12 protein-coding genes and 1 pseudogene are annotated in these 12,593 nt (G+C 64.7%); 5 read left to right on the top strand and 8 right to left on the bottom strand.

Features of this window, described 5'->3' with window-relative positions; translation table 11 throughout:
* The first annotated feature begins 225 nt into the window (after window positions 1–225).
* Window positions 226–1,734, top strand: a complete 1,509-nt coding sequence (locus JHD07_RS12675; protein ID WP_291622516.1) for a sensor histidine kinase — start codon at window positions 226–228, stop codon at window positions 1,732–1,734.
* A gap of 92 nt (window positions 1,735–1,826) precedes the next feature.
* Here JHD07_RS12675 and JHD07_RS12670 read toward each other — a convergent pair whose 3' ends face one another.
* The 4 genes from JHD07_RS12670 to JHD07_RS12655 form a co-directional block, all read right to left on the bottom strand.
* Complete coding sequence (locus tag JHD07_RS12670) at window positions 1,827–3,371, bottom strand: heme peroxidase family protein (protein ID WP_291622515.1); 1,545 nt, start codon at window positions 3,369–3,371, stop codon at window positions 1,827–1,829.
* 254 nt (window positions 3,372–3,625) lie between these two features.
* A complete protein-coding gene (locus JHD07_RS12665) occupies window positions 3,626–3,898 on the bottom strand; it encodes a hypothetical protein (protein WP_291622513.1) in 273 nt (90 codons plus the stop codon).
* A gap of 145 nt (window positions 3,899–4,043) precedes the next feature.
* On the bottom strand, window positions 4,044–4,775 hold the full coding sequence (locus JHD07_RS12660) for a cytochrome c biogenesis protein CcdA (protein ID WP_291622511.1): 732 nt from the start codon (window positions 4,773–4,775) through the stop codon (window positions 4,044–4,046).
* 206 nt (window positions 4,776–4,981) lie between these two features.
* A complete protein-coding gene (locus JHD07_RS12655) occupies window positions 4,982–5,248 on the bottom strand; it encodes a hypothetical protein (RefSeq protein WP_291622509.1) in 267 nt (88 codons plus the stop codon).
* A gap of 484 nt (window positions 5,249–5,732) precedes the next feature.
* Here JHD07_RS12655 and JHD07_RS12650 point away from each other — a divergent pair, with 484 nt between their 5' ends.
* From JHD07_RS12650 to JHD07_RS12635, 4 genes and pseudogenes are all read left to right on the top strand, one after another.
* Window positions 5,733–6,782 (top strand): LysR family transcriptional regulator, encoded by a 1,050-nt coding sequence (locus JHD07_RS12650; protein WP_291622507.1) that lies wholly within the window; start codon window positions 5,733–5,735, stop codon window positions 6,780–6,782.
* A gap of 27 nt (window positions 6,783–6,809) precedes the next feature.
* Entirely contained in the window at window positions 6,810–7,181 is a 372-nt protein-coding gene (locus JHD07_RS12645; RefSeq protein WP_020608151.1) for a helix-turn-helix transcriptional regulator, read from the top strand.
* Window positions 7,182–7,493: 312 nt separating this feature from the next.
* Window positions 7,494–8,314 (top strand): annotated as a pseudogene (locus tag JHD07_RS12640) (enoyl-CoA hydratase).
* Window positions 8,315–8,418: 104 nt separating this feature from the next.
* Window positions 8,419–8,700 (top strand): hypothetical protein, encoded by a 282-nt coding sequence (locus JHD07_RS12635; RefSeq protein ID WP_291622484.1) that lies wholly within the window; start codon window positions 8,419–8,421, stop codon window positions 8,698–8,700.
* Window positions 8,701–8,733: 33 nt separating this feature from the next.
* Here the strand turns inward: JHD07_RS12635 and JHD07_RS12630 are convergent, their stop codons facing one another.
* The 4 genes from JHD07_RS12630 to JHD07_RS12615 form a co-directional block, all read right to left on the bottom strand.
* Complete coding sequence (locus tag JHD07_RS12630; protein WP_291622483.1) at window positions 8,734–9,816, bottom strand: isocitrate/isopropylmalate dehydrogenase family protein; 1,083 nt, start codon at window positions 9,814–9,816, stop codon at window positions 8,734–8,736.
* Window positions 9,817–9,948: 132 nt separating this feature from the next.
* Window positions 9,949–11,016, bottom strand: coding sequence for an alcohol dehydrogenase (locus JHD07_RS12625; RefSeq protein WP_291622481.1), 1,068 nt, complete (start codon window positions 11,014–11,016; stop codon window positions 9,949–9,951).
* Window positions 11,017–11,091: 75 nt separating this feature from the next.
* Complete coding sequence (locus tag JHD07_RS12620) at window positions 11,092–12,063, bottom strand: oligopeptide/dipeptide ABC transporter ATP-binding protein (RefSeq protein ID WP_291622479.1); 972 nt, start codon at window positions 12,061–12,063, stop codon at window positions 11,092–11,094.
* The coding region (locus JHD07_RS12615) for an ABC transporter ATP-binding protein (protein ID WP_291622476.1) at window positions 12,060–12,593 on the bottom strand (534 nt) is incomplete at its 5' end. The genes JHD07_RS12620 and JHD07_RS12615, both read right to left, overlap by 4 nt.

Here is a 12,593-nt window from a genome sequence, read left to right as displayed (position 1 = left end):
CCTGAGGGCCCGCCAACGGCGGGCGTCTCGAAGGATGGCCAGAGGCGAGATCACTCGCATATGCGATTGCCCTTGGGTGCGGCGGGGGCGCGTTCTCCATTTTCGCAGCAGCAAGCACGTGATGCCGTCCGGGCTGGAAAATCGTGGCGCAGCACGGTTCCTGCCCGTATGGTCCCGTCAAAATCATTGTCCGGCGCGACTGCGCTGGAACCGGGACGCCTCCGTTTGCCAAAGCTCACCCTGCCCGTTCGGCTTGCCCTCCTCGTCGCGGGAACGACGCTGCCGCTGATCGTTTTCGCCGTGGGCCTTGCCTACTACAACTACCGTCAGGACCGCAGCGAGGCCACGCGCCGTGTGCTGGAAACGGTACGCAGCATGCGCATGGTGCTCGACGCCGAGGTGCAGCGGATCACGGGGGGCCTGCAGGTGCTCGCACTCAGCGACGCCTTGGGCAGTGCGGACTTCGAGAGTTTCCGACACTTGGCGGCCGGCTTCATCAGCCAATATGGCGACGACAGCGTCCTGCTGCTGTCGGACCGGACCGGGCATCAGGTGTTCTCGTCGGCAACGCCCGATACCGCGAACCTGCCCCGGCGCAACAATCGCGAGATCGTCGAGCGCGTATTCGCGACCAAGGCTCCCCAGTTTTCCGATCTTTTCGTCGGCGCGACCAAGAAGCAGGCGGTCGTGACCGTCGAAATCCCCGTTCTCCGCGACGGCGAGGTCGCCTATGCGCTGTCCTTCAGTCCGCCGGTTGCGATATTCCAGCGGCTGCTGGAGCAGCAGCGCCCGAACGATCAGTGGACCGTGTCGCTGCTGGACAGCAAGGGCGTCGTGTTCGCGCGCTCGCCAAACCCGACCGAGAACTTCGGCCGGCAGGCCTCTGGCGTGCTGTACGAATCGATGTTTCGGAGGCCGGAGGCAGCCCTTTCGACCGTTTCGCTCGACGGTGTCGCGCTTACCACGGCCTATACCAGGTCGCGGCTGACGGGCTGGACAGCGGTCGCCGGCGTTGCCGAGAGCTCACTGGTCGCGCCGCTCTGGCGGAACATCGCGATCACCAGCCTGATCGGCGGCATCCTGCTGCTCGTCGGCCTGACCTTTGCCGTCAGGATGGCGACCACGATCGCGCGCGGCGAGATGCTGCACAATCTGCTGATCGAGGAGCTCAACCATCGCGTCAAGAACACGCTGGCCCTGATGCAGGCGATCGCGGTGCAGACTTTCCGCAGCGCCAGCCGCGACGAGCGGAGGAAGTTCGAGGGGCGGCTCGGCGCGCTCGCCGAGGCCCACAATCTCCTGAGCCAGGAGCGCTGGGCAGGCTCGGAACTCCGCGACGTCATCGCCCGCGCGCTCCAGCCTTTTCTTTTGAGCAATCCCGACCGCATCCGCATGAACGGCCCCGCCGTACCGCTGTCGCCGCGGCTCGCCGTGGTGCTGTCGATGATCGTGCACGAGATCGCCACCAACGCCGCGAAATACGGCGCGCTGTCCAACGACACCGGCCGGGTGACTCTGGACTGGGAGATCATGACCGACGCGCCGAAGCCGCGGCTGCGTCTGGTCTGGACCGAGGCTGGCGGGCCGCCGGTCACGGCGCCGGTGCAGCGCGGTTTCGGTTCGCGCCTGATCGAGCGTAGCGCGCGCGACCAGCTCGGCGGCGAGGCGACCGTCGACTTCCTGCCGCGCGGCGTCGTCTGCACCGTGACCTGCACGCTGGAGGAGACGCCCTGATCCGCTGCGAAAGCGCATATCGCAACGCAACACGAGCGCCTGCACGTCCAGACCGGCGCGCCAATGCGCCGGTCTGGCCTAGCACCTGCAACCTAGACGGTCGAGATGCCGTCGATCGGGCTGATATCGCCGACGAAGCGCAGCAGGTCGGCCATCGTGAACTCGCCCGGCACTTGCGATGCAAGCGTCGGCTTCCAGGTCTTGCCCTTGAGCCACAGATACGACTGGTGATCGCCGTGGACCAGGCCGACGAAGACCTCGGCGAGCAGCATCGCGCCGACCGGCCCGAGCCGTTCACCGCCTCCCCGCTGCTCCGCCTCCTTGAGGATGTAGTACCAGAGCGGGGTGTTCTGGTGCATGCCATGCTTCTTCGCCACGGCTCCGTCGCTTCCCTTCGAGATCTCTTCCGGAGACAGTGGATTCTTGATCTTCATGGCCTTGGCGACGTCCTGGCCCGACGGCAATCCCAGCAACACGCCGCGCTTGAGATTGCGGAACGGCAGGCTGCCGCCGTCACCGGGCAGGGTGTGGAGTTGCGGCACGACGAACGGATCGATCTTGCGCGACGGATTGAGTGTCACGCCCGCAGGATTGTTCGGCAGCACCTGGAAGTAACGCCGCCAGTCGATGATCCAATTGCTCGAAAGCACGGGAAGCGGGAGCGGCGGTGTCATCGGATTCGGCGCCAGGTCGCCGATGATTCCTCCCGAAAGCCCGGTGAACCTGAACAGCAGGTCGAGCGTCGCCGGAGTGAGACCGCCCGGCGTGAAGATCCTGTTGTGACTATAGACCTGGCGGACCATGCTGTGGCCGAGCCGATAGATGGCGCCTGAAAACTCGACGGGCATGTAGGGGATCTTCTTGAAGCGGTAGAACCGCCGCCCCTGCTCGAGAATCTTCGCGACGATTCCCTTCTCGGTGATCCGCTCGACGAAATCGTGCAGGACCATCCATTGATAGTGCCAGGTCACGATCCGACGCGCTTCCTCGAAAATCTCGCCCGCCGGCTTGCCCGAAGCCGCGAGCTGGTCGCAGACCTTGTTGTGAAATTTCAGCATCGCGAGGTGGGTTTGGGCGACGAGCAGGTTCTCGTCGTTGCGATGATCGCCGATGAGGGCGAACCCCTCGGGATTGCGCGGCAGGTCGTTGCGATGATCTCCCGTGATGGTATCGACGTTGACGGTCTTGCCGATCAGGAGCTTGGGACCCGGCGTCTTGCCGTTTTCGCTCGCCGAGTTGCGCGCGTAAAGATGGCGGCTTCCATCGGGACCGAGGCCGTAGATGCTGTCGAGATCGAGTGCGGGTGTGCGAAAATTCGTGACCGCCATCGGGTCGGCCTCCTTCTCGCCGAAGGAGGTCAGGTCGAGCGTGTTATCGTGGTCGACGAATTGCCCGAGATAGGTGAAGCCGGCCGGGACGTTGAGGTTGTTTCCGGCGGGGTCGCCGGGAGAAGGATCCTTCATCGCGTCGGCGAGTTCACGCAGCGGTCCGTCGTCGACGGCCAGCGGGTCCAGTGTCGGAAACATCCGGCCAAACATGCCCGGATCTTCATGGCCGGAAAGCGTATCCAGAAATTGTCGCGTCGGTTGACGTCCGGCCTTGCCGTGGCCGGGATGAACGTTGACGTCGGTTACCATCGCTTGCTCCTGCTCAAATGCTGTGTCGGGGAGAGGGGCGCCGAATATGTCGATTGGTTAGAATGCTCGTTTCAGTATAGGTTCTTGATAAATGCCCCTCTGGGTGCAGTACATCGAAATATTACCACAGATTGTATGCTGCGAGTGAGCGCGCCGGCGAGGCTTTTTGCCCCACCGGCGACACAGGCTTTTGATCAGCTGGAGTTCAGGCAGAAGAGACTAAGGCGCGATAGGCAGCCGGCTCTCATCGCGCGTCAGCGCTTCGCAGCGAACCGCGACCAGATCTCCGCGTCCGTGTAAAAGTCCACGCCGCCATCGAGATCTCTCACCAGCCACTCGCCGAGATAGACGATCTGAGTTCCGCTGCGCCGCTCGTGCCGAAGCTCGAATTTTCCGTCGGCATCCTTCTGCAACGAGCAATTCGACTGCACCCAGCTCGGCCATTCCGGCAAGGGTTGCCCCAGGAATTGCCAGGCGACCAGAGCCGCGTTGTCCGACAAAGGTTCTAAGAGCAGTGTCTTGGTCACGTGATCTCCACCATGCGAGTTGTCCCAGCTCCAACGTTTCGGAACCGGAAAGGTTTGAAAATCCCGCCGTTCCGTCACAGCATGCCTGGCGGTTATCAACGGTTCCTTTACTTTATGCTCCGGGAAAACCCGGTTCCCGAGCGCGTCAGCCGATTGTCTGCAGCGCCGGAAACGTCTCCAGCAGCCAGATGCTCACGTTCGAGACTGCGCCCGTGAGAAAGCCGATGCCGGTGATCACCATCAAGACGCCCATGGCGCGCTCGATATTGACGAGGTGGCCCTTCATGCGCGCGAACAGCGCGGAGAACTGCTCGATCATAAGCGCGGCGATCAGAAAGGGAATGCCGAGGCCGGCGGAATAGACCGCGAGCAGGCCAGCACCTTTCGCGACCGTGGCTTCCGCCGCGGCGATCGAGAGAATCGCGGCGAGGATCGGACCGATGCAGGGCGTCCAGCCGAACGCGAAAGCGAGGCCCATGACATAGGCGCCCCAAAGGCCGACGGGTTTGGGGATCGGCAACCGTCCCTCGCGCATCAGAAAGCCGATGCGCGTCAGGCCGAGGAAGTGCAGGCCCATGATGATGATGACGACGCCGGCGAGGATCGACAGCTCCGCCGACCAGGCCCGGATCAGGCCGCCGACCAGCGAAGCGCTGGCGCCCAGCGCCACGAAGATCGTGGAGAAGCCGAGCACGAACAGTAGCGCCGACATCATGATCGCACGCTTGGACGCAGCGGGCGGCTCGTCGCTTTCGACATGCTCGATCGTGGCGCCCGTCAGGTAGATCAGGTAGGGCGGAACCAGAGGCAGAACGCAAGGCGAGAGGAAGCTGACGAGGCCGGCAATCATCGCCGCCGGGATCGAAACATTTTGCATGATGCAATCGGAGCCATCTCAGGCCCGGGACGGCACGCAAGGAATGCGCCCGGCCCCGGAGCCGAACCGGCTCTGGTGTAGCCGATGGCCGAGAATGCGCAACAGAGGCGCGCAAAACCAAGGCTCCTCCCGATGCCCTCCGTGATCACAGATACGGCATCGGGACGCGCACAAACCTCGCCTAAAAGCGAGACTCGGCGGCGCGGCTACTTCACCACGCGGAGCAGCGGACGCCGGGGCTGGTCCTGCGTCTGCTTGGAAGGGGTCGGCGGATGGCTCGCAGCGCTCCGCAGCATTTCGTCGCACAGCGCCTTGAGATCTGCGCTGTCAATTCCTTTCAGCTTCATCCGTACGTCGAGGATGACGATGGACAGCATCTCGGCCGACTCACGGCTGTTGCAGGCATTGAGAACCCTGCGGCACTCCTCGAGTGTCTCCAGCACCGACTGCAACTGTTCGTCTGAATGCGACACCGGCGTTCTTTCCGTTAATTCGACCTGCGAGACGTATCGGTCACGCCCCCTTCGGCCCGATTGGAAGACCAAGGATAACACGAGGCGACGGTGCCTCCGAACCTGATTTCAGCGAGTTTCTGCCGGAGAACAGCGCTCCCGGCCGCTATCGCCATCCCGCTTAGCGGGCGACGATCCAACTGGTCCCGGAGCAAACGCCCGGCGCGGTGCGATTGATCCATCAGGCGAAACGGCATCGGCTCTTGCACACGATTTCTCATCGCGGACAGCGCCTGCAACCCCGCAGCCATTTCGCGGCTCGCAACGGAACTCACGCCTAACCCCTCAGTCGAGCAGATAGCCTGCTCGATTCCCAGCCTGTGACCGCATCCCGATACCGTCAAACGGGTAGTAAAGGATGACGTTCAAAACTCTTCGTTCCCCAACCCGTCGTGGTTGTGGTTTGCCCCAGATTCTGCCAGTTTAGCTTTCCAAAGGGAATTGTATGCACTCCTTGGCGGAAAGGGGCGTTCCTCTGGCGGAACGCCCAAAGACAAATCTCAGCGGTCTCTCGGATTGGGATGCCGCCCGCATATTCCTGGAAGTCGTCCGATGCGGAAGTTTTCGCTCGGCGGCCGAGCGCCTGTCACTGTCGATCAACGCCGTGCGGCGGCGGATCGACGATTTCGAACGCCAGACCGGCACCACATTGTTCACCCGCGACGTCCACGGCACCCACTTGACCGATGAGGGCGCTCTCGTGGTCTCCGCCGTCGAGCGCATGGAGGCGGCCACTTTCGACGTCCTGCGCGCCAGCGATTCGATGGCCAACGCCTTGTCCGGCGAGGTCCGCGTTGCCGTCACCGAGGGGCTCGGCACCTTCTGGCTGGCTCCCCGCCTGGTCGAATTCCAGCAGGCCTATCCGAAGATCCTGGTGGACCTGCATTGCGCGATGCGCTCGGCCGACGTCTCGCGCCACGAGGCCGACGTCGCCATCCATCTGGCGCGCCCGTCGGCGCTGGACATCAAGCTTGTGCGGCTCGGCCGCATGCATCTGATGTTCTGGGCCTCGGAGAAATACATCGCAAAGCATGGCGCGCCGCGTTCGGCGGCGGAATTGATCAAGCATCGCCTGGTGCTGCAATTCGCCGACCAGCTCGCCGCCAAGGAATCCTTCGAGAGCTTCTTCCCGGGCGTTTCGGAACGTGACCTTCTGGTCATGAAGACCAACGTCTCGAGCGCCAACTACTGGGCGGTCGCGAACGGCGCCGGCATCGGCGTCTTCCCAAGCTATGCCATCGCGCTCGGCGGGAAGTTGATTCCACTGGAGGTCGAGCTGAACCGTCCGCTGGATATCTGGCTGTCCTACCATCCCGGTAGCGGCCGCATTCCGCGCGTGCGGCACATGATTGACTGGCTGATCGAGGCTTTCAATCCGGCTCGCTTCCCGTGGTTTAAGGAAGAGTTCGTGCATCCGCATGAATTCAAGAACTCCTATATGGGCGAACCCCTGACCCAGCTCTTCGGGGGATTTTCAACCGAAGAACAAAGGTGAGAAGAGATGAAAGCAGCGGCGAAAAGAATGAAGCAGCGCAGTGCCGGCAAGCCGGACATTGAGCTTGGCAAGCGGATCCGTCTGCGGCGCGTCGAGATGAAGATCTCGCAGGCCGAGCTCGGCGAGAAGCTGGGCGTCAGCTTCCAGCAGGTCCAGAAGTACGAGAAGGGCGTCAATCGCGTCGGCGCAGCTCGGCTGCAGCAGATCGCCTCCGCCCTCGACGTGCCCGTGACCTTCTTCTACGACGGCGACAACAAGGCCCGCGAAGTCGAGAGCCTGCTCTTCCTCGACTCGGCCTTCAGCCTCCGTCTGCTGCGCGCCTACAGCAAGATCAAGGACCAGACGGTGCAGCGTCAGCTCGTATCGCTGATGGAATCGATCGCGGCGAACGAGAGCTGAGGCCGATCCTCGGCTTGGCCTTTACGGCCGATGTTCAATCCGCCGCGCCGCAGGTGCGCGGCCGGATTGGACGAGGGTCGATGGAGACATGGTGTGCCGGCGCGCTTGCGCGCGGTACTTTCGGGCGGCCCAGCCGCCCTTTTTCGTGGCGATTGCTTCCTGGCCGTTTGATCGTTCGCCGTTTCCGCCTTGCCGGACTTCGCGGCATGCAATCGCGGCACAGGCGGATGCAAGCTCTCTTATCCTGTGCCGGTTGACCGCGGCCGCGCCAGCGCCCCACATTGCGCCTCACCTGTGACCAGCGAGCGCGCGATGCCCGACATGTTCAGCACGACCGAAACACGTTACGCCGACGGCAAGATCCTGCGGCACACGGCCGATGGCGTCGGTGTCGTGACCTTCAACAATCCCGACAAGCGCAATGCGATGTCGCTGGAGATGTGGGGGGGTCTTGGCGAAGCGCTGACGGCCCTGCGCGACGACGACGCCGTGCGCGTCGTGATCCTGCGTGGCGCCGGCGGCAAGGCGTTCGTATCGGGCGCCGACATCAGCCAGTTCGAAAAGACGCGCATAACGCAGCCGCTTCCGAGGAATACGCCAGGCGCAGCGCGGCCCAGCGCACCCTGCTCGCCGACTATCCCAAGCCGACCATCGCCTGCATCGACGGCTACTGCCTCGGCGGCGGCATGCAGGTCGCGATGCTCACCGACATTCGTCTGGCCTCACATGGCAGCCAGTTCGGCATCCCCGCGGCCAGGCTCGGGATCGCCTACGGCTATGACGGCTTGAACCATCTGGTGTCGCTGGTCGGCCCGTCCTGGGCGCGGCTCCTGCTGTACACGGGCATGCGGATCGACGCCGCCGAGGCGCTGCGCATCGGCCTCGTCGAGCGCCTGTTCCCGCAAGGCGAACTCTGGGGCGAGACCATGACGATCGCCGAGACGATCGCGCAGAACGCCCCGCTCGCGATCAAGGCCGCGAAGATCACCATTGCGGAGGTGCTGAAGGACGAGAGCCGGCGCGACATGGAGGCGATCAAGACAATCGGCAATGCCTGCATGGACTCGGAGGATTTCCGCGAGGGCCGGCAGGCCTTCATGGAAAAGCGCCAGCCGCAATTCCGGGGCCGCTGAAGCTGAACCGACGTTCAGGTAGATTAAATTGCTCATGCAACTCGACGCAGCTGCAACCACTTGATGTCGCGCAAGTTCTCCCGCCAGCAACGAGGGAGATTGCGATGAAATTCAGATCTGCTGTTCTTGGTCTGGCTGCCATGGGTGGCGTGGCGCTCGCGTCGGGACCCGCGCTCGCGGCAATGCCGAACGGCATCCCTCAGGCGAACAGGATCGCAAGCGGTCCAGCCGCCGATGTCGAGCAGGTGCGCTGGGTCTGCAACCCCTGGGGCCGCTGCTGGTGGCGCCCGAACTATTATCGCGCCTACGGCTATTACGGCGGCCCGCGCTTCTACGGCCCGCGGCCATGGCGCTGGCGTCATCACCACCATTGGCGCCGCTGGTGAACGACGAAGGGGCCCGTGAGGGCCCCTTTTTGACTACAGCGCCGCGAGAACCGCTTTCGTGATGTCGGCGGTGCCGTTGCTGCCGCCGAACTCCATCGGCTTGATGCCGCCGCCAGCATAGATCTGGTCGACCGCGCGCCCGATGGTCTCGCTGGCTTCCGCTGCGCTCTCGAGGCCGTGCTTCTCGGCGAGCCAGTCCAGCATCATCGCGGTGGACAGGATCATGCCGGTCGGGTTGGCCTTGCCCTGCCCCATGATGTCGGGGGCGGTGCCGTGGCACGGCTGGAACACCGCGTATTTGTCGCCGATGTCGGCCGAGGGCGCCATGCCGAGGCCGCCGATCAGGCTCGCGGTGATGTCGGAGACGATGTCGCCGAACATGTTCTCCATCACCATCACGTCGAAATCCCAGGGACGCTTCACCAGCATCGCCGAGCAGGCATCGACATAGAGATGATCCGTCTTCACGTCCGGATGACGTTTGGCGGCCTCGTCAAAGATCCGGCGGAAGAAGGCGAACGCCTTGAACACATTCGCCTTGTCGACACAGGCAAGCGACCCCGGCTTGCCGCGCGCCTTGCGCCGCTCGGCGAGGCGGAACGAGAACTCGAACAGGCGCTCGGATGTCTTGCGCGTGATCACCAGGGTCTCGCGCGCGTCCTCGTGGGTGACGACGCCCTTGCCCATGGAGGCGAAGAGGCCTTCGGTCGATTCCCGGATCACGACGAGGTCGATGCCGCGCTGGTCGGCCCCGACGATCGGGCTCGGCACGCCCGGAATGAGCCGCGCCGGACGCACGCCGGCATAGAGATCGAAGATGAAGCGCAGCTCGATCTGCGGCGCGATCTCGGTATTGTCGGGGTAGCGCACCGACGGCAGGCCGCAGGCGCCGAGCAGGATCGCATCTGCCTCCTCGCACAGCTTGATGGTGCTATCCGGCATCGACTTGCCGGTCGCGAGATAATGATTGGCCCCGGCCGGCGCCTCGGTGAAGCGGAAGCGCAGATCCGATTTCTGCTCGACCTTGCGCAACACCTCGAGCGCCGGCGCCATGACTTCAGGACCGATGCCGTCGCCGGCGAGCACGGCAATGTGGAAGGCGTTGTTTGCGGACATGGGGGTTCCTGCCGAGGATGAGTCATTCCGGGGCGGTCCGCAGGACCGAACCCGGAATCTCGAGATTCCGGGTTCGATGCTCCGGGCCGCGCTTCGCGGTCCCGTCGCATCGCCCCGGAATGACGGAAGAAGCTACGGCGTCAGCACGGTACGCCCGACCACCGCGCCCTGCTGCAATTGCAGCAGCGCATCGTTGGCCTTGGCGAGCGGGGCCTTCGTCACCGGGATCGGCGCGACGTTCTTGGTGCGGACGAGATCGAGCAATTCCTGCGTTTCGCGCAAGTTTCCGACATAGCTGCCCTGAATCGTGATCGCCTTGATCGGGATCAGCGGCAGGGCCCAGGTCGCGCCGCCGCCGAACAGGCCGACGATCACGAGCTTGCCGCCCTTGGTCAGGCAGTCGAACCCGAGCTGCGTCGTGGCTGCATTGCCGACGAGGTCGACCACGGCGCGGATCGGCCCGCCCGCCTTCTTGGCGAGTTGCTCCAGCGCATCCGGCGCCTTGGGATCGACGGTCGCCAGCGCGCCGGCTTTTTCAGCGGCCTCGCGCTTCTTCGCGTCGATATCGACCATGATCGCGCCCTTGCCGCCCATGGCCTTGAGCAGCGACAGCGCCATCAGGCCGAGGCCGCCGGCGCCGAACATCACGATCGGCGTGTCAAAGTGCTGCTCGACCTTCTTCAGTGCGCTGTATGTCGTGACGCCCGAGCAGGCATAGGGCGCGGTCGTCGCGGGATCGAGGCCCCTCAGGTTGAGCAGGTAGCGCGGGTGCGGCACCAGCATGTGATCGGCATAGCCGCCGTCGCAATAGACGCCGAGCGAGCGCGGCGTCAGGCACATGTTCTCGTCACCGGCAAGGCACGTCGCGCACTTGCCGCAGCCGATCCAGGGATAGACGAGGCCGACGTCGCCGAGCTTGAGATCGCCCTGGTCGGCAGGCTTGACGTCGGGACCGAAGGCCAGGATTTCGCCGACGGTCTCGTGGCCCATGGTCAGCGGCAGGTTGATGCCGCGGTCCTTCAGCGACAGCGGCTTGCGGCCATGGCCGAGATCGTAGCCACCCTCCCAGATGTGGAGGTCGCTGTGGCAGACGCCGGCGGCCTTCACCTTGATCAGCACCTGCGTGCCCGACGGCTGCGGCGTCGCCTCGTCGAACTCCTGCAGCGGCGCCTTGAAATCGGCAACCTTGAAACTCTTCATCGGCGTCCTCCTGCATGGTTCTTGTGGTCGCGCCACCATGCCATGGCCGGCGTGACGAGACAAACCGGTCTTAGTTCAGGCCAGCGGATGATGGCAAGCGGCGAACTGGCCGGGTGCGACCTCGCGCAACTCCGGTATCTCCGCGCTGCATCGCTGGTCGGCGCGCGGGCAGCGGGTGCGGAAGCGGCAGCCGGACGGCGGCGCAATCGGCGATGGCGGCTCGCCGACCGCCACACTCTCGGCGGGACGGACGTCCGGATCGGGCACCGGGATCGCCTGCAACAACAGCGCTGTATACGGATGGGCGGGCCTCGCGAACAATTGCTCCGACGGCGCGACCTCGCAGAGCCGGCCGAGATACATCACCGCGACGCGGTCGCTGACCGCTTTGACCACCGCCAGATCATGCGCGATGAACAGCAGCGTCAGGCCGAAGCGCGCCTTCATCTCCTCCAGCAAATTCAGGATCTGCGCGCGGATGGAGACGTCGAGCGCCGAAACCGGCTCGTCGCAGACGATGAATTCGGGGTTGAGCACCAGCGCGCGCGCGATGCAGATGCGCTGGCACTGGCCGCCGGAAAATTCGTGCGGCAGGCGGCCCGCCACGAGATCGGGATCGAGCCCGACCGCGGACAGCACCTCATGCACGCGCCGCTTGCGCTCAGCGGCATCCCTGATTCCGGCGATGATCAGCGGCTCGGCGACGATGTCGCCGATGCGCCGGCGGGGATTGAGCGAGGCGATCGGATCCTGGAAGATCAGCTGCACGCGCCGGCGCATCTTCCGCAGCGCCTCGCCTTCCATGGCCGTGAGATCCTGGCCGTCGAACATCACGCGACCGGATTTGGCGCGGCGCAGCTGCAGCAGCGCGCGCCCGAGGGTCGACTTGCCGCAGCCGGATTCGCCGACCAGCCCCAGCGTCTCCCCGCGCGCGACCTGAAGGCTGACGCCGGAGACGGCATGAACCGTCCTGTTGCCCAGACCATATTCGACCACGAGATCGTCGACGCTGAGAAGCGGCGCGGGGCGCATGGCAAGCTGCATCATGCCTCGATCCCCTCCGCCATGCGGATCGGGTGGAAGCAGGCATAGAGATGGCCGGCCGCCTCCGCCTGCCTCAGCTCGGGCTTGGCCTCCTGGCAACGGCCGGAAGCATAGCGGCAGCGCGGCGCGAAGGAGCAGCCCTTCAGCGGCCGGGTCGGATCGGGCGGACGGCCGGAGATCGCCGGCAGCGGCGTATGCGGGGCGGTATCCAGCTTCGGGATCGCCGCCAGCAACGCCTCGGTGTAGGGCATATGCATGCGCTTGAACAACGCGGAGGTCGGTGCACGCTCCACCACCCTGCCCGCATACATCACCGCGACCTCGTCGGCACGGCCGGCAACGACGCCGAGATCGTGGGTGATGATGATCATCGCCATGTGACGGCGGCGCTGCTCGCGCGCGAGCAGATCGAGGATCTGGGCCTGGATGGTCACGTCGAGCGCCGTGGTCGGCTCGTCCGCGATCAGGAGCTTTGGCTCGCAGGACAGCGCGATCGCGATCGCGATGCGCTGGCGCATGCCGCCGGAGCACTG

Source organism: Bradyrhizobium sp., assembly GCF_016462955.1.
Lineage (GTDB): Bacteria > Pseudomonadota > Alphaproteobacteria > Rhizobiales > Xanthobacteraceae > Bradyrhizobium.
Note: the sequence above shows the minus strand (reverse complement) of the source record. Positions and strands in the feature narration are given on the sequence as shown.

What these genes read in the sequence shown, in the direction of transcription:
- JHD07_RS12670 (WP_291622515.1), bottom strand. Translation starts at nt 3,371, where the DNA reads ATGGTAACCGACGTCAACGTTCATCCCGGCCACGGCAAGGCCGGACGT.
- JHD07_RS12660 (WP_291622511.1), bottom strand. Translation starts at nt 4,775, where the DNA reads ATGCAAAATGTTTCGATCCCGGCGGCGATGATTGCCGGCCTCGTCAGC.
- JHD07_RS12650 (WP_291622507.1), top strand. Translation starts at nt 5,733, where the DNA reads ATGCACTCCTTGGCGGAAAGGGGCGTTCCTCTGGCGGAACGCCCAAAG.
- JHD07_RS12645 (WP_020608151.1), top strand. Translation starts at nt 6,810, where the DNA reads ATGAAGCAGCGCAGTGCCGGCAAGCCGGACATTGAGCTTGGCAAGCGG.
- JHD07_RS12635 (WP_291622484.1), top strand. Translation starts at nt 8,419, where the DNA reads ATGAAATTCAGATCTGCTGTTCTTGGTCTGGCTGCCATGGGTGGCGTG.
- JHD07_RS12630 (WP_291622483.1), bottom strand. Translation starts at nt 9,816, where the DNA reads ATGTCCGCAAACAACGCCTTCCACATTGCCGTGCTCGCCGGCGACGGC.
- JHD07_RS12625 (WP_291622481.1), bottom strand. Translation starts at nt 11,016, where the DNA reads ATGAAGAGTTTCAAGGTTGCCGATTTCAAGGCGCCGCTGCAGGAGTTC.
- JHD07_RS12620 (WP_291622479.1), bottom strand. Translation starts at nt 12,063, where the DNA reads ATGATGCAGCTTGCCATGCGCCCCGCGCCGCTTCTCAGCGTCGACGAT.